This is a genomic window from Sphingomonas qomolangmaensis (assembly GCF_024496245.1).
GTDB classification, from domain to species: domain Bacteria; phylum Pseudomonadota; class Alphaproteobacteria; order Sphingomonadales; family Sphingomonadaceae; genus Sphingomonas; species Sphingomonas qomolangmaensis.
The window spans coordinates 1,949,273-1,967,894 of sequence record NZ_CP101740.1; the positions used below are offsets into that span (position 1 = coordinate 1,949,273).

The 18,622-nt window shown below is 66.2% G+C and carries 12 protein-coding genes, 1 tRNA gene and 1 pseudogene; 9 read left to right on the forward strand and 5 right to left on the reverse strand.

Annotation, left to right across the window (positions count from 1 at the left end; genetic code table 11):
* Nucleotides 1-198: 198 nt before the first annotated feature.
* The 3 genes from NMP03_RS09250 to NMP03_RS09260 all read left to right on the forward strand — a co-directional run bounded on the left by NMP03_RS09250 (nt 199) and on the right by NMP03_RS09260 (nt 2,277).
* Nucleotides 199-924, forward strand: a complete 726-nt coding sequence (locus NMP03_RS09250; protein ID WP_256505072.1) for a 50S ribosomal protein L25/general stress protein Ctc — start codon at nt 199-201, stop codon at nt 922-924.
* 96 nt (nt 925-1,020) lie between these two features.
* Nucleotides 1,021-1,590 (forward strand): aminoacyl-tRNA hydrolase, encoded by a 570-nt coding sequence (pth, locus tag NMP03_RS09255; protein WP_256505073.1) that lies wholly within the window; start codon nt 1,021-1,023, stop codon nt 1,588-1,590.
* A 102-nt stretch (nt 1,591-1,692) separates the two neighbouring features.
* Nucleotides 1,693-2,277: a TIGR02466 family protein gene (locus NMP03_RS09260; RefSeq protein WP_256505074.1), complete on the forward strand. Its 585-nt coding sequence runs from the start codon at nt 1,693-1,695 to the stop codon at nt 2,275-2,277.
* 9 nt (nt 2,278-2,286) lie between these two features.
* Here the strand turns inward: NMP03_RS09260 and NMP03_RS09265 are convergent, their stop codons facing one another.
* A complete protein-coding gene (locus tag NMP03_RS09265; RefSeq protein ID WP_256505077.1) occupies nt 2,287-2,952 on the reverse strand; it encodes a phosphatase PAP2 family protein in 666 nt (221 codons plus the stop codon).
* Nucleotides 2,953-3,075: 123 nt separating this feature from the next.
* On the opposite strand from NMP03_RS09265, the gene ychF reads away from it, so the two are divergent.
* Together ychF and NMP03_RS09275 are read left to right on the forward strand one after the other, a co-directional pair.
* The gene (gene ychF / locus NMP03_RS09270) at nt 3,076-4,176 is read left to right on the forward strand and encodes a redox-regulated ATPase YchF (protein WP_256505078.1); all 1,101 of its coding nucleotides are present in this window, start codon (nt 3,076-3,078) and stop codon (nt 4,174-4,176) included.
* A 149-nt stretch (nt 4,177-4,325) separates the two neighbouring features.
* The gene (locus NMP03_RS09275) at nt 4,326-5,834 is read left to right on the forward strand and encodes an aldehyde dehydrogenase family protein (RefSeq protein WP_256505079.1); all 1,509 of its coding nucleotides are present in this window, start codon (nt 4,326-4,328) and stop codon (nt 5,832-5,834) included.
* A 70-nt stretch (nt 5,835-5,904) separates the two neighbouring features.
* Here the strand turns inward: NMP03_RS09275 and NMP03_RS09280 are convergent, their stop codons facing one another.
* Entirely contained in the window at nt 5,905-6,606 is a 702-nt protein-coding gene (locus NMP03_RS09280; RefSeq protein ID WP_256508082.1) for a VIT1/CCC1 transporter family protein, read from the reverse strand.
* Nucleotides 6,607-6,839: 233 nt separating this feature from the next.
* Between NMP03_RS09280 and NMP03_RS09285 the strand changes: the two genes are divergently transcribed.
* Nucleotides 6,840-7,772, forward strand: a complete 933-nt coding sequence (locus tag NMP03_RS09285; protein ID WP_256505080.1) for a hypothetical protein — start codon at nt 6,840-6,842, stop codon at nt 7,770-7,772.
* 81 nt (nt 7,773-7,853) lie between these two features.
* Here NMP03_RS09285 and NMP03_RS09290 read toward each other — a convergent pair whose 3' ends face one another.
* Nucleotides 7,854-10,190, reverse strand: a complete 2,337-nt coding sequence (locus tag NMP03_RS09290) for a GGDEF domain-containing phosphodiesterase (RefSeq protein ID WP_256505081.1) — start codon at nt 10,188-10,190, stop codon at nt 7,854-7,856.
* Nucleotides 10,191-10,236: 46 nt separating this feature from the next.
* Nucleotides 10,237-12,075 carry a FecR family protein gene (locus tag NMP03_RS09295; RefSeq protein WP_256505082.1) on the reverse strand — a complete coding sequence of 613 codons (1,839 nt, stop codon included), beginning with the start codon at nt 12,073-12,075 and terminating at the stop codon, nt 10,237-10,239.
* Nucleotides 12,076-12,268: 193 nt separating this feature from the next.
* Between NMP03_RS09295 and NMP03_RS09300 the strand changes: the two genes are divergently transcribed.
* From NMP03_RS09300 to NMP03_RS09310, 3 genes and pseudogenes are all read left to right on the forward strand, one after another.
* Nucleotides 12,269-13,897, forward strand: coding sequence for a ShlB/FhaC/HecB family hemolysin secretion/activation protein (locus NMP03_RS09300; protein ID WP_256505083.1), 1,629 nt, complete (start codon nt 12,269-12,271; stop codon nt 13,895-13,897).
* 200 nt (nt 13,898-14,097) lie between these two features.
* Nucleotides 14,098-14,171, forward strand: a tRNA-Gly gene (locus tag NMP03_RS09305).
* A 306-nt stretch (nt 14,172-14,477) separates the two neighbouring features.
* Nucleotides 14,478-14,651 (forward strand): annotated as a pseudogene (locus tag NMP03_RS09310) (integrase arm-type DNA-binding domain-containing protein); the annotation flags it as partial.
* A 172-nt stretch (nt 14,652-14,823) separates the two neighbouring features.
* Here the strand turns inward: NMP03_RS09310 and NMP03_RS09315 are convergent.
* Nucleotides 14,824-17,376, reverse strand: a complete 2,553-nt coding sequence (locus tag NMP03_RS09315; RefSeq protein ID WP_256505084.1) for a TonB-dependent receptor — start codon at nt 17,374-17,376, stop codon at nt 14,824-14,826.
* Between the last annotated feature and the right edge of the window lie 1,246 nt (nt 17,377-18,622).

Sequence of the window (18,622 nt, forward strand, 5' to 3'; positions counted from 1 at the left end):
CATGCCGGGGGCATGACCGACCCAACACTCCTCTCCCGTAAACGGGAGAGGGCTCTTAAGTACGTGCGCCTCGCAAGCGGGAGAGGGCTTATACTTGCCCCCTCCCCCGCTTTCCGCTATGCGCGCCCGTTCCGTGGCAGGGTCATCCCTGGAGGCTTGCCCGGTGGTTTTGAACTCAACGTATTTCGGAGACCCGACATGAGCGATACGCTTACCCTGTCGGCCGAGACGCGCGAGCGGGTTGGCAAGGGAGCCTCCCGCGCGCTTCGTCGTGAAGGCCGCGTCCCCGCCGTGATCTACGGCAACAAGCAGGATCCCGTCAGCATCCACGTCGAAGAGCGTGCGCTGATGAAGATGCTGAACACCGGCCACTTCATGAATTCGGTCGTGATGATCGATGGCGTCGGTTCGGCGATCCGCACCCTGCCCAAGGACGTGACCTTCGACGTCGTCACCGATCGCCCGGTGCATGTCGATTTCCTGCGCATCTCGAAGAACGCTTCGGTCACGGTCAACGTGCCGGTGGTGTTCACCGACGAAGCCGGATCGCCCGGCCTCAAGAAGGGCGGCGTGCTCAACATCGTTCGCCACGAGCTCGAGCTGGTGGTCGATGCGGGCAACATCCCCGAGCAGATCGAGATCGCGCTGACCGGCCTCGAAGTCGGCGATTCGATCCACATCTCGAACGTGACGCTGCCCAAGGGCACCGAGCCGACGATCGACGATCGCGACTTCACCATTGCCACCGTCATCGCGCCGTCGGCAATGCGCGCCGAGACGCAGGAAGCGATGGCCGAAGACGCCGCGCTTGCCGAGGCGGCTGCTGCCGAGCAGCAGGCTGAGGAAGCCGGCGAAGCCGAAGCGCCCGAGCCCAATGACGACCATAATGACGACGACAAGATCACCGAGCAGAAGAAGGACTGATCCTTCTTTCTTGCGGTGTGATCGGGGCGGGGCAGCGGAAACGCTGTTCCGCCCTTTCGTTATCCCCCCTCTCGCCATTGCCGAAGGACGCGAGCGATGCAGCTTTGGGTAGGCCTGGGCAATCCGGGGCCGCAATATGCGATGCACCGGCACAATATCGGCTTCATGGCGGTCGATGCGATCGCCGAGGTCCATGGCTTTTCGCCGAGCGCCAAGAAATTCCAGGGCTGGGTGCAGGAAGGGCGGATCGGCGGCCAGAAATTGCTGCTGCTCAAGCCCGCGACCTTCATGAACGACAGCGGCCGCGCGGTGCGCGCCGCGATGGATTTCTACAAGCTCGAGCCGCAGGCCGTGACCTTGTTCTACGACGAGCTCGACCTCGCCCCCTTTCGCGTGAAAGTGAAGCAGGGCGGCGGCGCGGCGGGGCATAACGGCATCCGATCGACGATCGCGCATATCGGCGAGGATTTCCGCCGCGTGCGGCTGGGGATCGGCCATCCCGGGCACAAGGACCGCGTGACGGGCTATGTGCTGGGCAATTTCGCCAAGGCCGAGATCGAGGACCTGACCGACCTGCTGGGCGCGGTCGCGGCTGAGGCCGGCTGGCTCGCCGAGGGGCAGGATGCGCGCTTCATGAGCGACGTCGCGGTGCGGATGGCGCGGTAGGGGGTCGGCAACCCGCACCTCCGCCACCCCGGCCTTGGGCCGGGGGTACGACGTACACGGCCCGACATTGTCGCCGCCTTCGCATCGCGCTACCGCGCCGTCATGCCGATCCGCTCGCTTTTCCCCACCCAATTCTACGAAGGCCGCGTCGATGATGCTGCGCTGATCGCCGAACTCGAAACCTCGGTGAGGATGCTCGCGAAGGAAGACCGCGCCGGGATCGGCTGGTCGCGCGAGCATGGCTATCGCGGCTATACCTCCTACGCCTCGCTCAACGATCTGCCGCAGCGCGACCCGGCATTCGGCGACCTCGTCAGGCACCTCAACCGCCACGTCGCCGCCTTCGCCAAGGCGTGCGCGTTCGATCTGGCAGGCAAGCGGCTGAAGCTCGACAGCCTGTGGGTGAACGTCCTGCAGCCGGGGGGCACGCATTCGGGGCATATCCACCCGCACAGCGTCGTTTCGGGCACCGTCTATGTCGCGGTGCCGCCGGGGTCGGGGGCGCTGAAGCTCGAGGATCCGCGGTTGCCGATGATGATGGCGGCCCCTGCCCGCCCCGACAGCTTCGTCTATGCCGAGCCCGAGATGGGCAGCGTGTTCCTGTGGGAAAGCTGGCTGCGCCACGAGGTGATGCCCAACGCGGGCACGCAGGACCGGATCAGCGTGAGTTTCAACTACCGGATGTGATGTTCCTCGTCATCCCCGCGAAAGCGGGGATCCAGAGCGCAGTACGGACCGCGGGGTTCGTGGCTCTGGATACCCGCCTTCGCGGGAATGACGGGTTAGGAACACGCTTTCCACCACCGCATTCACCAGCCGTTCCGCCGCCCAGCCGATCGCCGCGCCGACGATCACGTCGCTGACATAATGTTTCGCCCGCGGCACCTGGATAATCGCGACGCTCGCCGCGAGCAGTCGCGCGGGTGCCCCCAGCAAGGGCACCTCGCGCGCCACCGCTTCTGCAACCGCGACCGCGCCCGCGGTGTGGCCCGAAGGGAACGAGGTCAGCTCGTGCTCGTGGCTGTCGCCGCTCTCCATCCGATAGCCCTCGACCAGCGCATGATCGGGCCGCGTGCGATCGACCGAGCGTTTGATCACGTCCTTGATCGCGGTCGCCAGCGCGTGGGTCGCGAGCATCCGCAGCCCGGTACGCGCAGTGAGCCCATGGTGCAGCGCGAGCCCCGCCACCAGCACCGTCGCCGACAGCGCGATCAGGGGTGGCTGATCGCCGATCTCGCTCAACTTGCCCGCCTTGCGCACCGCCGGATCGTGGCGCTGCGGCGCGATCGCGCGGGTTACCGCCAGATCGGCGCGTTCGACCGCGGCGAGCGCGGCATTTCCCATATTCTTGGCTGTCTTCATCTCCCGATAACCCGCGAACCCCGCGCACGGGTCCATTTGTCAGCCCCGCGTGCGCGCGCTATGGCCGCGCCATCCTGTCGCCCGCGCGCGGCATCCCGAACTTTCTTCGACAAGGGCATCTTCATGGGTTTTCGCTGTGGCATCGTCGGCCTGCCGAACGTGGGCAAATCGACGCTCTTCAACGCGCTGACGCAGACCGCGGCGGCGCAGGCGGCGAATTATCCGTTCTGCACGATCGAGCCCAATGTCGGCAACGTCGCGGTACCCGACGACCGGCTCGACCGGCTGCAGGAAATCGCAGGCTCGGCCAAGAAGATCGAGACGCAACTGGGCTTCGTCGACATCGCCGGCCTGGTGCGCGGCGCGAGCAAGGGCGAAGGCCTTGGCAACCAGTTCCTCGGCAACATCCGCGAGGTCGACGCGATCGTCCATGTGCTTCGCTGCTTCGAGAATGACGACATCCAGCATGTCGACAACAAGGTCGATCCGATCGCCGATGCCGAGACGGTCGAGACCGAGCTGATGCTCTCGGACCTCGAAAGCCTCGAAAAGCGTGTGCCCAACCTCGTCAAGAAGGGCACGCAGGGCGACAAGGAAGCCAAGGCGGCGGCGGCAGTGCTCGGCCGCGCGCTGGACCTGTTGCGCGAGGGCAAGCCCGCGCGGCTGACCGAGGTGAAGGATCCCGAGGACGCTCGGCTGCTAGCGCAGGCGCAGTTGCTGACCGCCAAGCCTGTCCTCTACGTCTGCAACGTCAACGAGGAACATGCCGCCGAGGGCAACGCCTTCTCGGCCCGGGTGTTCGAAAAGGCCAAGGCCGAGGGCGCCGAAGCCGTGGTGGTGTCGGCGGCGATCGAGGCCGAGATCGCGACGATGCCCGCCGAAGACCGCGCCGAATTCCTCGCCGAGCTGGGGCTCAGCGAAACCGGCCTCGCGCGCGTCATCCGCGCCGGCTACAAACTGCTCCATTTGCTGACCTTCTTCACCGTCGGCCCCAAGGAAGCACGCGCCTGGACCGTCGAGGTCGGCGCCAAGGCACCGCAGGCGGCAGGCGAGATCCACACCGATTTCGAACGCGGCTTCATCCGCGCCGAGACGATCGCGTTCGACGATTATATCGCCTTCAAGGGCGAAAGCGGCGCGCGCGACAACGGCAAGCTGCGCTCGGAGGGCAAGGAATATGTCGTCCAGGACGGCGACGTGCTGCTCTTCCGCTTCAACGTCTAGGCGCGCGCCGGCGGGTCGCGCCGACGGGTAGGGCTTTGGGCTGGGCGAGGAACGTTTGCCCGCTCCGGTCGCTTTGGGGTGCAACCGCAGCGGCAGCCGCGCCCCTTGGGGTGGCAGGCATTTGCCCTGCCGACCGCCAAGGAGCCCCCATGACCCAGCCCTATGCCTCGTTCGAGCAACTCTACATCGCCGGCAAATGGCGCGCCGGCGGCAGCAAGCCCAAGCCCAACCTCAACCCCTGGACCGAGGAAGTGCTGTTCGACGCGCCGCAGGGCAATGTCGACGATTTGAACGACGCGTATGAGGCCGCGCGCACCGCGCAGCCCGATTGGGCAGCGAAGCTCCCCTCCGAGCGCGCGCAGGTCTTTGCCGCCGCGGCCAAGATCATGGAAGCGCGCCGCGACGAGATCATCGGCTGGCTGGTGCGCGAGGCGGGATCGACGCTGCTCAAGGCCGCGCTCGAATGGAAGGCCGTTTACGGCGTGATGCTCGAGGCGGCGAGCCTGCCCTATATGGTCGAGGGACGGATCCTGCCCAACGACACGCCGGGCAAGGAAAGCCGCGTCTATCGCAAGCCGGTGGGCGTCGTCGGCGTCATCTCTCCGTGGAATTTCCCGCACCAGCTCTCGGCGCGGTCGATCGCGCCGGCGATGGCGGTGGGCAATGCGGTGGTGCTCAAGCCGGCATCGGACACCCCCGTCACCGGCGGGCTGTGGTTCGCCAAATTGTTCGAAGAGGCGGGGCTGCCCGGAGGCGTGCTCAACGTCATTTCGGGTTCGGGCGGCGAGATCGGCGACGCGTTCGTCAGCCACCGCGTGCCGCGCGTCATCTCGTTCACCGGCTCGACCCCGGTCGGGCGCGGAATCGGCAAGGCAGCGTATGCGGCCGACATCATCAAGCGGCTCGAGCTCGAACTGGGCGGCGACAGCCCGCTGGTGGTGCTCGCCGACGCCGACCTCGATTTGGCGGTGAAGGCCGCGGTGTTCGGCAAATATCTCCACCAGGGGCAGATCTGCATGATCGCCAACCGGTTGGTGGTCGAAGCGCCGATCTACGACGAATTCGTCGATCGCTTCGCCGCGGCGGTGCAGGCGCTGCCGATCAACGGCCCCGATGATCCCACGACGATGATCGGCCCGATCATCAATCGCGGCCAGCTCGAAAACGTGCAGGAGTTGATCGGCAAGGCGCGCGATGCCGGCTATCGCCAGCTAGCGGGCGGCGACGCCGACGGGCTCGTACTGCCGCCGCATGCCTTCGCCGATGTCGCCGCCGATGGTCCGCTCCATCGGCAGGAGATTTTCGGCCCGATGGCGCCGATCATCCGCGCCACCGACGAAGCCGACGCGCTGCGGATCGCCAACGACACCGATTACGGCCTGTCGTCTGCGGTGTTCACCCGCGACCTCGAAAAGGGCGTGCGTTTCGCGCGGTCGATCGAGGCGGGAATGGCGCATGTCAACGACCAGCCGGTCAACGACCTGCCCTTCAGCCCGTTCGGCGGCGACAAGAACAGCGGCATCGGCCGCTTCAACGGCCGCTGGGCGGTCGATGCCTTCACCACCGACCAGTGGGTGACGGTGCAGCACCAGCCGCGCGATTACCCAACCGACGCGCGCCAATTGTCGCCCGCGCAAGCCGCGAGCGTCGGCGGCTAGGCGGGGAACCGCGAAGCGGGCAAGGCTCGCGCCCTTCGACAGGCGCAAGGGCGAACGGCTGGTCGGTGGCTCATATCGCCGTCCCGACCAGCATCCCGATCCCCGCGGTCAGCGCCATCGCCAGCGCCCCCCAGAAGGTGACGCGGACCGTCGCGGTCCAGGCCGGCGCACCCCCCGCGCGCGCACCGACCGCGCCGAGCAACGCGAGGAACAGCAGCGAGGCGACCGCCTCGATCGCGACCAGCCGAGCCGCGGGCGCGACGATCACGATCGCCAGCGGCAGCGCGGCGCCGGCGGTAAAGGTCGCCGCCGAGGTGAGCGCCGCCTGGATCGGCCGCGCGGTGGTCATCGCCGAGATACCGAGCTCGTCCTGCGCGTGCGCCGCCAGCGCATCCTTGGCCATCAACTGGCGCGCGACGGTGTCGGCGGTGGCGCGATCGACGCCGCGCCTTTCATAGATTCCGGCGAGTTCGCGAATCTCGGCATCGACATCGTCGGTAAGCTCGGCGCGTTCGCGCGCCAGATCGGCCTGCTCGGTATCCGCTTGCGAACTGACCGAGACATATTCCCCCGCCGCCATCGACATCGCGCCAGCGACCAGCCCTGCCGCGCCCGAGATCAGGATGTCCGCGGGCGTGGCGGCGGCCGCCGCCACGCCGATGATCAGACTGGCGGTCGAGACGATCCCGTCATTCGCCCCCAGCACCGCGGCGCGCAGCCACCCGGCACGCGACACGAGGTGCCGCTCGCGATGCAACGCCAGCCGGGTCACAGCCGCCGCCGCTGACGGCGCGATCGCAGGCAAGGCATCGGCAATCTCCTTCAGCGGCGATCCTGCGGCACCGCGGGGGGTGCTCGATATACGGGATTACCGCACCGCATCGGGGCGCGACCGAAAATCGTTGCGGTTGCGAACCGGCATGCGGAACATCGCGGCGGGCACGGGGTTGAGTAGGACGGCCGTAGCGGCGCGTTCCGACGACGGCAGCATCAAGGCGATCCATCATGAATAGCTATCTTCGCATTGCAGCCGCCACCGGTGCGCTGTTGTTATCCTCCAATGCCGCCGCACAGGTCCAACCCCAGGGAGGCGACTTGCTCGGCAGGCTGCTAGGCTCGGTATTCGGCACCAACCAGCAAGCAAGCGAACGGACGCTCGATGCCGATTGGGACCAGCGCCGCCGTCCGTTCGCCGAGCGCGGTCAGGTGCTCGACGAGCGGATCGACGCGGCCGTTCGCGACCGATCGATCGACCGCTATGAAGCCGACCAGATGCGCCGCGAATATGACGAGATCGTCAGGCTCGAAGCGCAATATTCGGCCAACGGCAGCGTTTCCGATGCCGAGCGCAACGACCTGCGGATGCGGTATCGCGCGCTCAACCAGCGCGTCGGCGGCCAGGGTTCGGGCCAAGGTTCAGGACAGGGTAACGGCCAAACCGACAACCAAAACCAGGGTCGCTGGCAGCCGGTCGCGGGGCGCAACGCCGAATTCGAACAGCGCATCGCGGCAGGGCTGCGGAACCGCAGTCTGACGCAGGCCGAGGCGACCGAGCTTCGCAGCGAATGGCGCTCGCTCGGTCAGGTCGAAGCAGGGTACCAGCGCGGCGGAATCGATACGCGCGAACAGGCCGAATTGTGGAACCGCTATAATGCGATCGACGACCGTCTGGGCGGCGGCGGCGCGCAGAGCGGCGGTTACGGCTATGGTGACGATCGCAACACCGCGCGCTGGAACCAGCTGGGAACGCAGCTCACCAGCGCCGAGCGCAACGGAACGATCGACCGCGCCGAGGCGGTGCAGGTTCGCGCGCAGCTCGCAGACCTAGCGCGGCTCGACGCCGCCTATACAGCCGGCGGCTACACTGCCGACGAACGCGGCTATCTGACACGGCGCTATGCCGATCTCGCACAGATGATCGGTACCAACCGCCGCTGATCGTGGAAACGGGGGTGCGGGCTCGACGCTCGCGCCCCCAGACGCTCGCGTGTCGATCGCGTGCAGCCGTTGCCCGGTCGATCAAGCCGCCGCCTGAGCATCCTGAATGGCCAGCAACTCCGCCAGCGCGTTTGCCGGCACCGGGCGACTGATCAGATAACCCTGCGCCATGTCGCAGCCGATCGAGCGCAGATAGGCGAGGCACGGTGCGTCCTCGACACCTTCGGCAACCACTTTGAGGCCGAGCTCATGCGCCAGGTCGACGGTCGATCGCACCAATACGGCGTCGCCGCGATTGGTGTGCGCGAACTGTACGAAGCTGCGGTCGATCTTCAGTTCGTCGAGCGGGAGTTGCTTGAGATAGCTGAGCGTCGACTGGCCGGTGCCGTAATCGTCCATCGAGATGCGCACGCCCAGCGCACGGAAGGCCCCCAGCGCGGCTGCGGCGCCGGCAGGATCGGTCATCGCCGCCGATTCGGTGACCTCGAAGGTCAGCATCGACGGCGCGATCCCCGCGCGCTCGATGCGTTCGCGCACCAGCCCCATGAACTCGCGCGAGGCGACCAGCTTGGCCGAGAGGTTCACCGCACCGGTGACCGGGGTTCCCGCCGCCGCCCATGCCTCGAGGTCGGCGATCGTGCGCTCGAGCACGGCAAGCGTCAGCCCGGTGATCCGCCCGCCCTTCTCGGCGATGGGGATGAAGAGGTCGGGGCGCAGATAGCCGCGCGTCGGGTGGCGCCAGCGAACCAACGCCTCGACGCTGGTGATCCGATCGGTGGCGAGGTCGAGCTTGGGCTGGTAGGCCACCTCGATCTCGCCATTGGCAACGGCGTCGTCGAGCTCGCCCAGCAGCGACAATTCGTTCGAGAGGTCGCCCTCGTCGCTGCCGCCATGCAACTGCCAGGCGTCGCCCGCGCTCGCTGCGTAATCGGCGGCGAGCGCTGCATTGGCGCAGGCGCGGACCACGTCGCCCGTCATGTCCTCGGCAGCCCCGAAGGCGAGCACGACATCGACGCGGCGTCCTTCGACTTCGACCGGGCTCAGCATCGCCGCGCGCAGCGCTTCGAAGCGGTTGCCGACGTCGCGGAGTTCGACGTCGCATTCCCATGCCAGCAGTCGGTCCTCGATCCGGTGGATCGCATGGCCGGCGGCGACCAGTCCCAGGCGATCGCGCACGCGGCACACCAGTTGCGCGACCTGGCCGGGCGAAAGACCCGCGGCAAGCTTGTCGAATTCGACGATGCGCGCGGTGGCGATCCGGATCGGCGTTGCGCGGTGCAGGGTCTCGCGCATCGCAAAGCGGTTGGGCATGCCGGTTTCGGCGTCCTGCGCGCGGCGGCGGTGCAGCATGGCGAGCATGCGGCGGACGAGCGCGATGATCGACGCAGTCGTGACGATGACGAGGCCGGGGACGAGCGCCGGATAGGCGCCCAGTGTCGTTTCGAGGGTGAGTGCGGCGGCAAAAAGCAGGACAGGCGCAGCGAAGATCGTGATCAGTAGCGGCGCGCGGCGGCGGATCCGAAGGATGGCCGCAGCCAGCGCAAGCGCGATCGCGGCGCCCCAACCCCACCCCAGTCGTACCGGAATGCCGCGTAACAGGGTTTCGGTTGCGAGCGCCTGGACGACCACCCCGGGGATTACGCCGAAGCGCGGCACGCCATAGCGATCGCCGATCTCCACCGCCGTCGCGCCGATCAGCACGCGCTTGCCGGCGATCGTCGCCGGGTTGAACCGGCCGTCGCGAATGTCGACGAAACTGTGGCGCGGGATGGTCGCTGGATCGATCGCGAAGTCGATCGGGAAATGGAGCCCGGCGCTGCCCGCGCGTTCGGCCACCATCGCCGACAGCGAAGGCCGCGCGACCCCGGCGGTCACCACCCCCAGCGGCGCTTCGCGGACCTGCCCGTCGCTATCGGGGGCCATGCTGACCGCCGCGAGCACCGCATGATCGCGCAGCATCGGCGCCGGGAGCATGTCGACCATCTCGCTCGCGCCGTTGCTCGCCTGCTGGGTCAGCGTCGGCAGCACCACCCCGCCGCCGCCACGGCGCAGCGCGGCGGCGAGCGCCAGGTCACCCGACGGGTTGGCCGAGGGCGACGAAAAATCGACATCGAACGCGATCAACCCGGCGCCCGCGGCGTGCAGCCGATCGAGGACACGCGCATGTTCTTCGCGGTCCCATGGCCAGCGATTGATCGCGCGCAGGCTGCGGGCGTCGACCTCGACGATATGGATTTCACCGCTCGCGTCGGTGTCGCGCAGATGGAACCGCGCGTCGCGCAACAGCCGCTCGATCCCCTCGCCGGTCCCGGTCATGCCGGCGATCAGTCCAGCGATCGCGGCGATCGCTAGCAACGCCAGCGACAGGCGCCGGGAAATCGCGATCGGAACGGCAGGTATAGCAAACAAGCGCGACATTCGCTGCCTTCTACCGGTCAAACATCAACAGCCGATGACCAGCCGGTCAGGGTTCGTTCCGGATACCGCCTTCGCTACCGCCGAACCGGTCTTCGATTTGCCGGGGCATATCGACCGCGAGAGGATCGACATCGCGATCGAGCGCGCCGGCCTGCGCGGCAGATACGAAGCCCTCGTCGGCCAAGAGCGCTGCACCGTCATCCTTGTCGTTGCCGTTGTCTTTTTCGCCATCGCGGTTGTTGTCGTTCTCCTTATCGCCGTCGCGGTTGTTGTCCTTTTCTTTGTCGTCGTCGTCGTCATCACCGTCTTCGGTGTCGTCATCGTCATCGTCATCGTCATCGTCATCGTCATCGTCGTCGTCGTCGTCGTCATCGTCATCGTCATCGTCATCGTCATCGTCGTCGTCGTCGTCGTCGTCGTCGTCATCGTCGTCGTCGTCGTCGGGATCCTCAGGCTCTTCGGGATCGGGTTCGGGTTCGGGCTCGGGCTCCGGTTCAGGCTCGGGTTCGGGCTCGGGCTCGGGCTCGGGCTCGGGTTCGGGTTCGGGTTCGGGCTCAGGCTCGGGCTCGGGCTCGGGCTCAGGCTCGGGTTCGGGCTCAGGCTCGGGTTCGGGCTCCGGTTCAGGCTCGGGCTCGGGCTCGGGTTCGGGGTCGGGCTCGGGTTCGGGGTCGGGCTCGGGTTCGGGGTCGGGCTCGGGTTCGGGCTCGGGCTCCGGTTCGGGCTCAGGCTCGGGTTCGGGCTCCGGTTCAGGCTCGGGCTCGGGTTCGGGTTCGGGCTCCGGTTCAGGCTCGGGCTCCGGTTCGGGTTCGGGCTCCGGTTCGGGCTCCGGTTCGGGCTCTGGCTCTGGCTCGGGCCCAGGCCCAGGCCCAGGCCCAGGCTCAGGCCCAGGCTCGGGCTCGGGCTCGGGCTCGGGACCCGGCGGCGGCGGCGGCGGCGGCAGCGGTTCGGGACCGCTAGGTGCGGGAACCGGCACCGGTTCGGGTGCGGCGGCGGCTGGCGGTGGAATCGGCGCGACCGGCTCGGCGCTGCGACCGGTCGCAACATCGGCGATGATCGCGCTTGCGACCAGCGCCGCACTGCCGCCGACCAACCCGCCGGTCGCCTCGCGCAGATCGGCCGATTCAGCCTCGATCGTTTCGCCGATCACGTCGCCGCCGGCCGATTCGAACGCGCCGATCGTCGTCACCGGCATCGCCGATGCCAGCGCCACCGGCGCGCCCGCACCCTGCACAACCGATTGCGACAGCGGCGCAGGCTGGGGCGGTACCACCGCGCTGGTCGGCGCAGCAGCCGTTGCCGGTCGTGCGGGCGAATCGATCACGCGTCGCTCGGTGCCCTGTACCGTCAGGCGAAACGGATCGGTCGCCGATACCATCGCCACCGCGCCGGGGCGTACCATGTCGCGCGCGCCGCCATCGGGGGTCTCGACCTCGACCGCGCCTTCAAGCACCTGCATCGAGGCGCCTTCCTCCGAAACCGTGATCGAAAAGCTGGTGCCCTTCACCACGGCGGCCAGATACGGCGTCTGGACGGCGAAATGTGGGTTCGGGCGCTTGCCGATGCGGAACACCGCATTGCCCCAATCCTGCATCATTTGGACGATGCTCTTGGCCTCGCCCGCCATCGGCACGCGAACACGCGAGCGCGGCGCGACGGTGACGAATTCCTGCCCGCGCACGATGACCGCGCGCCCGTTCTCGTCGGTCGTCACCATCGCACCCGCGGGCACCGGCATCCCGCGCCGCGCGGTTCGCTCGCCGGCCTTGTCGCGCACGGTCACCCGCCCGCTCGCTTCGCTAACCTGCCATGCGCCGGTTTGCGCGAAGACACTGGTGCTGCTCAGCAGCAACAGGCTGCCAGCCAAAGTACGCAAGCCGAGACGCATGAAAAATACCTCACTCTTCCACGCTCAGCATAGGCACACATCGTTTCATTGCTGTTCGATGGCATGGTTAAAGAACGAAGAACTTACGTTTTCCTAACGCCTTACGCCCTAGGGCCAATCCTAAGTGGCGTTCATGGGGTTGCGCATGTTGGTTGGTTGGCGTTTTGGTTCGGCGATATGGGTGCTGGCGGTCATGGGTTTGCCCGCAACCGCGTACGCGCAGAATGCGCTTGATCGGGTCGATCCGGTGCAGACCGACCGCGAGGCGCTAGCGAACGAGCCGGTGGCACCACCCCCCAAACCCAAACCAACGATCGCGGTCGATTCGCCGCTCGCCACGGTCGAGCGCGCCCCGACTGCAACACGTGGCGTTCTGGTCGGCGCGATCGTGGTCACCGGGTTGCAGGCGCTCGCGCCCGAGGCGTTTGCCGACATCGTCGCCGAGAATGTCGGCCAGACGAAGGACCGCGAGGCGCTGGCGTTGTTGGCGACGACGATCGCAAAACGCGCACGGTCGCTAGGCTATGTCTTCGCCAGCGCGACGATCGAGCCGCAGCGGATGGCGAGCGGCGTGCTGGTGATCCGCATCGATGAGGGACGGATCGACCGGTTGCGGATCGACGGCCACCACAACCAAGCCGTCGCGCGGACGCTGAACGAACTGGTGGGCACCGGCCCGGTGAAGCTCGACGCGCTCGAGCGGCGGCTGCTGATCGCGGGCGATGTCCCCGGAATGCGCGTATATGGCGCGCGCTTCGCGCGCGAAGACGGCGCGGGCGTGCTCGTGGTGCGTGTCGCCGCCAACCGCCTGCGCGCGCGCGCGGTGCTCGAGAATGACGGGTCGCGGCCGATCGGCCCCGAACAATTGCGGCTCGACGCCGATGTCGCGTCGTTGCTGTCGGCGGCTGACGAATTGTCGGTCACCTATGTCACCACGCCGTTCGAGCCGGGTGAGCTTAATTACGGCCGCGTGCGCTACGCCACGCGCGTGAGCAGCGCGGGCACCGAAATCGGGCTGGTGGCGACGGTGTCGGCAACCGATCCCGGCGCGTATCTCGAAGATAGCGGGATCGAGGGTCGAAGCTGGTTCGCCGGGGTGAACGTGCTCCAGCCGCTGGTGCGTAGCCGCGATACCAGCCTGTGGTTCGAGGGCGATCTGGGGGTGCGGACGCTGCGCCAGTATCGCGCCGATATCCTCGCGCGGCACGATCGCGTCGTCGCGCTGCGCGCCGGGCTCTATGGCCATACCCAATGGGCGGGGGGCCGGCTGCGCGCGAACGTCACGGTGTCGCAGGGGCTGTCGCTGCTCGACGCGACGCAGATCGGCGATCCGCTGGCGTCGCGGCGCGACGCCTCGGCGACCTTCACGACGCTGACCAGCTGGGCCGACTGGATCGCGACGCTGGGCGGACCGGTCAGCATGCGGCTGGCGGTACGCTCGCAGCTATCGACCGACCCGCTGCTCATTTCCGAGGAGATCGGCATCGGCGGCGGCGCGTTCCTGCGCGGCTATAATTACAACGAGCGATCGGGCGACCAGGGCGCCATGGCGATGGGCGAGCTTCGTTACGATTGGAAGGAGCCGCTGGGCGGGCTGGTGCGGCGCTCGCAATTCTATGCCTTCGCCGATGGCGGGAAGGTGACCAACCTCGCCGACGGTCGCGGCAGCGGTTCGCTGGCATCGGGCGGCGGCGGGGTGCGGACGCTGGTGACACGCGGACTGAACGCCGATTTCGAGCTGGCCGTACCGCTGTCGGGGCCGCGCTACGACACTGGCAACGCCGACCCGCGCTTCAACTTCCGCCTGGCGAAGAGCTTTTGAACCCACTGACCACGGCAGCACGGTTTGGAATGCTCCCCGGCCTGCCCCGCCGAGTTCGGGATGACGAGGTTGCGAGGAACCGTGCGGTTTATGTTGACCGCAGCTCACACCATGTGGCAATCGGCCAGCGTCCAGCAACGAGTGCCCCCGGCCCAACCGGGAGCCTTGTCGCGACCAGATCGACGGTACGACGTTGATTTGCGGGTGTAGCTCAATGGTAGAGCTTTTGCTTCCCAAGCAAGTGACGAGGGTTCGATTCCCTTCACCCGCTCCAAAATACAGTCCACTGACATCCACCAGCGCCTTTGAAAGCCCCGGAAATCTGGGTTATTTTCACATCCGCTGACCACCAGTGATTGCTGTAATCCAGCTGCAGCCAGGAAAATTGGGGCCTTTTGGGGGCCTTTCACGCGTCGGCCAATGTGGGAACCCCCACGGGGGTTTTTGCTAGTAAGGTGCTGATCCGGTAGCACTTTCCGACGCTGCTCTGCGCAGGGCTAGGCCCCGGTAGAAGCCCTACAAGCTCTCCGACGGTGGGGGCCTTTTTCCTCAGGTCTATCCCGGCGGAGGCAAGCTCTGGCGGCAGAAGTATCGTATCGATGGGCGAGAGAAGAAGCTAAGCCTTGGCGCCTACCTCCAGATAGGCCTCGCCGAAGCCCGCCGGCGGCGAGAGCCGGCGCGTGAGCAGCTTGCGCGGACGGGGCATCCTAACCCCATACCCGCTCCTGATTATCGACAGGTGCATTTGGTCTGACAGAGCCACATCTACGGCTAGTTCGACGCCACCCAGAAACAGACACTCGTTCACGTCCAACCGCCGCTAGCTTCCTGCCGGGGTGGTGCAGAACGGTAGAGGTCAAGTCACATCAGCGCCGTGCAGGGCCGAGTGGGCTTATACGATACAGAGAATGTCCTCGAGACGCCCGCTAAAGCAGTTTCCGCAACGTTAGCGTCACGACGCGGCCTACTGGGTCCAAAACGTCCGGTTGCAGCCGGTTTGGCGTCCTCCCATTCTCGTCTCGAACCCGTTGCCGCGCGTCGGTGAGATTAGCAATATCGATCCTGACTTGCATCTTCCTGGCCCAGGCGTCCGCCTTCAGCAACTCTTCCAAGCCGACAAACACCGCGGCGTTCAGCTTGGCCAGGGGCCGGAAATGCAGGTCCGCCGCAGGCCCCGAGCTGCGCACCCGGCTTGCTCCCTGCAGCCAGCCGTCGAAGGTCAGGCCGCTGCCGCGATAGTTGAGGCCGCCATAGACGTAGCCATAGATACGCTGGGTGCCCCCGCCCGTTACTGTATCGCCCCGGATCAGATCGAGCGCGGGTGCTCCCGACCGCACATCCAATCGGTCGCTGAACTTGATGGAGGGGCCGATGCCCGCATAGTAAAAGGGACGCGTTGGTGGAGGCGCTGGACGCGTGGGATCGGGCGCAGGCGGCGCTTTGCCCAGCTGCCCGGACGAGAACAGCGTGACGTTCAGCGCACGCTGCTCCTGACGATCGAAATTGATTGGAACGAAGGCGGCCGACACAAGCCGCCCGGCCGCATCACGGACGAACAGCTCCGGTACCAGCGCCTCCGTAAGCGGCGACAGCGCATAGATCAGTCCCGCCTGATTTCGGATCGTCGTCGCTTCATAGGTTGCGGTTAGCCGCAACTCGCGATTGTTGAACGGTTTGATATTGACGGAGATAGACCGGACGAGCCGCTCTTCCGCCAGCAACGCAGGGTTCCCGCCCTGGATCACGGTCGTCAACTCGGTGCGCCCGGTGCCGTAATCGAGGATTGGCACATTCTCCACGCGCGTGATGGGGCCCAGCAGCCGCTGGGGATCGGGCGCGGCAGCGCTGCGCTTAAGGCTTGCGAGTAGCTGGACACCCTTGATTGCCTCCCACGTCAGCCCCGCGGTAGCGTCGCTCAGCGTGCCGACATCGCTGACAGATCGAGCGCGCGCCGAGGCATTGACCGACAACTTGCCCAGCCAGGGAAGCACATCCGCATCGCGCGATGCCAGCGGCACATCGACCGCCAAGCCACCTTCCAGGCGCGTCCTCGTAAGATTCAGTGCCCCGGGGTTCGGCCCGCGCGTCGACGAGGCGGCGTCCGTCCGGTCCGCTTCCAGAGTTGCGACGAGCGTCACCTTACCCGCGGGCATATGCACGGGAGACCCGGTCACCACGCTCTTGGCTGCGAGCGTCCGGGTGCGGTACCGGGTTACATCGCGCGGCCGCACGCTCAGCAACGAGGGTTGAAGCGGCGCGAACGGATCGGCGCCCGCTGCGATCGCGGCGTCCGCCATCGTCGTGTCGATCGTCCGGTCCAGCGCGGCATCGACCTGCCGCTGATTGAATGCGCCCGTGAAGTCCCATTGCCAGCCCGACACAGCCCCGCGGAGCGTCATCCCGGCCTGCAGCGTCGTGGTTTTCTGTTCGGCTTCAAGCGGTGCGACTTCGGTCAGATAACGGGCGACCCGCACCGTGCGACCGAAGGGAGACCATGGGTTCCCTGCCGGAACAGTGAGATAAATGGGCGCGGGACCAAGCAAAGTTCGATCCAGGCTTTGCTCCGCCGAAAGACTAAGCGATCCCGCAATCCCCTTGGTCAGCCGGTCGGCGAGCACCGCCTCCGCCTTCGCCGCCTGGTTGCGTGGCGTCAGCAGGCGCAGCGGTCCGGGATCGAACAGGCGCGGACGGTTGGCTGCCGATGCGAAGTCCTGAAGTGTGAACGTCCTCGCTGCGTTCGCCGGAACGGGCGCGACCGTCGCCGGAAACCCTGCCACTGCGGAGAGAGCGGGATCGATCTCGCCAGGGGCGGCACCGACCACGTTGCCGATTGCGTCGAACGGTACGTCGGGGTCTGGAAGAATAGTGCGTTCGGCAAGGCTGACCGGATCGGTGCGCCGTGCCTCCAGGGTCAGGGTCAAGCGCCGATCCTTACGCAATCGCGTCACGCCAAGGTTGACCTTCTGCGTCCCACTCGCCGCGCGCGTAGTCGAGCCGGCGCTTCCCTTGACCTCCACCTGCCGGAAATTGCGCTTGGTGATAAAATTCACCAGCCGCTGATTGGGAGGATAGCCGAACTTGATCGCCTCGGGCTCGGGGAGCACTTCGACGCGCTCGATCGCCTCGGGTGGCAGCGAGCCGATCTCCGGATAGCCCGACACGCGTTGCGCGTTCAGCAGGAAGATCGGCTCTGCTCCGCTTGCAGACTGCGTCGCTCCGCGGATCGTCTGCAGAAGCTCGCCGATTGTTGTCGCGCCTGTTGCCGCGATTGTCTTCGCGTCCAGGGTGATGATGGGTGCGACATCCGAAATCGCTGATCCAGGAAGGCGCTTGCCGAGCACGACGATGTCAGCGGGCGTGGCTGACTCCACGGACTTCTCGGGCGAAGGTTGAATGTCAACTTGTTGCGCGTGAGCCGCGGAAGTTCTGCAGGAAAGCGCAAACAATACGATTGCCGCTCCGTCCACGAGCCGTCGCATATCTTTCCTCACCGCCGCATTAATCAGCCGGGCAGCCGCCAAAGAGAATACGCGGGCTGACTGACCAAAACACCTTGGCCAACCATGCCCCTTTGAGAGACGAAGGCAATGACCAATCGGCCACCGTCGGCGTGCCAAGGCAACTGTCGCTATAGCTCAAAACCTGCAATCGGATACTTAGGTTGATGCGAGCTAGCCGATCGGTGCATCCGACTGAAGATCCCTATCTTACGGTGCACACGATTGACGCATTGCGGCGACCGAGGCCAAGCGTTGCGTCCGCGTCTTGACCCACACCCGCCCATTCGGAGCTTGGTTTCGGCTACTCGACTTCGGTCATTCATTCATGTCCGGGGCGGACGTGATGTCACAGGCGATCCCCTTGCCCAACGGCACGCCGTCTTTCCCAAAAGGGATGCTATTTCGGGAATGGCCGGATCTGGTGGGAAGCGGACGTTCCCCGATCGTCACCCCGGACTTGCTCCGGGGTCCACCGAGCCGCCATGTGCTACGGATGTGGATGGAGGACCGAACCCGACGGCAAGGTCATTCCACGCCGGTCACGCCCGAATATGGCCTGCGGTTATAGCGAGTCTACAGGCTGTCGACACAGGGGGGCGTTCGTTCATCTGCGGCATTAGCTATGACACGGCAGACCCCGGAACAAGTCCGGGGTGACGAGAAAATGCTGGCAGCAATTGGGCGACTGCGGACCCGCCGCTTTACCGCCCCATAGCGGTCAGTCCGCTTTCGGGCATTTGAGCCGCGATGCGAGCAACGGAACGTCGCGACCTGGTGGTTAGCGGGCAGGCTGGTTTCGGTGAAAGGTTGGCTTGAGCCGTCGTTCGATCAAACTCCGGCTCGCTTCGTCCCAAGATATAGCGACCCTACTTGCCCATCAAATAACGATAAGCAGCGTAGCAGGGAGAAAATAGGAATACCCCCGTTGCGCAAAAGAATAAGGCGCCATTTGTACTATCATTACCTGCTGCGAAGAACATCACAACCGTCGCAGCTAACGTGAAAAATATACGAGGATACAATAGTCTTATGTATCCATCCCCACCATCATAAAGATAGGGGCGCCCAAGCGCAGATACTATTCGCGAGTACAGAGCCCAATCTGCCGCTACGCCTAGCGTGACCGAAATTAAAAAGTACAATGCCACCACCGACTGAGCCTCCGCGCGTACGGTAGGCGACGAAAATTTCGTCCGCTAGTGGGCGACGCTGCTCCCGCCACGAA

Excerpts from the sequence above, each read along its gene's own strand:
- NMP03_RS09250 (WP_256505072.1), top strand. The coding sequence starts at position 199 with ATGAGCGATACGCTTACCCTGTCGGCCGAGACGCGCGAGCGGGTTGGC.
- pth (WP_256505073.1), top strand. The coding sequence starts at position 1,021 with ATGCAGCTTTGGGTAGGCCTGGGCAATCCGGGGCCGCAATATGCGATG.
- NMP03_RS09260 (WP_256505074.1), top strand. The coding sequence starts at position 1,693 with ATGCCGATCCGCTCGCTTTTCCCCACCCAATTCTACGAAGGCCGCGTC.
- NMP03_RS09265 (WP_256505077.1), bottom strand. The coding sequence starts at position 2,952 with ATGAAGACAGCCAAGAATATGGGAAATGCCGCGCTCGCCGCGGTCGAA.
- ychF (WP_256505078.1), top strand. The coding sequence starts at position 3,076 with ATGGGTTTTCGCTGTGGCATCGTCGGCCTGCCGAACGTGGGCAAATCG.
- NMP03_RS09275 (WP_256505079.1), top strand. The coding sequence starts at position 4,326 with ATGACCCAGCCCTATGCCTCGTTCGAGCAACTCTACATCGCCGGCAAA.
- NMP03_RS09285 (WP_256505080.1), top strand. The coding sequence starts at position 6,840 with ATGAATAGCTATCTTCGCATTGCAGCCGCCACCGGTGCGCTGTTGTTA.
- NMP03_RS09290 (WP_256505081.1), bottom strand. The coding sequence starts at position 10,190 with ATGTCGCGCTTGTTTGCTATACCTGCCGTTCCGATCGCGATTTCCCGG.
- NMP03_RS09295 (WP_256505082.1), bottom strand. The coding sequence starts at position 12,075 with ATGCGTCTCGGCTTGCGTACTTTGGCTGGCAGCCTGTTGCTGCTGAGC.
- NMP03_RS09300 (WP_256505083.1), top strand. The coding sequence starts at position 12,269 with ATGGGTTTGCCCGCAACCGCGTACGCGCAGAATGCGCTTGATCGGGTC.
- NMP03_RS09315 (WP_256505084.1), bottom strand. The coding sequence starts at position 17,376 with ATGCGACGGCTCGTGGACGGAGCGGCAATCGTATTGTTTGCGCTTTCC.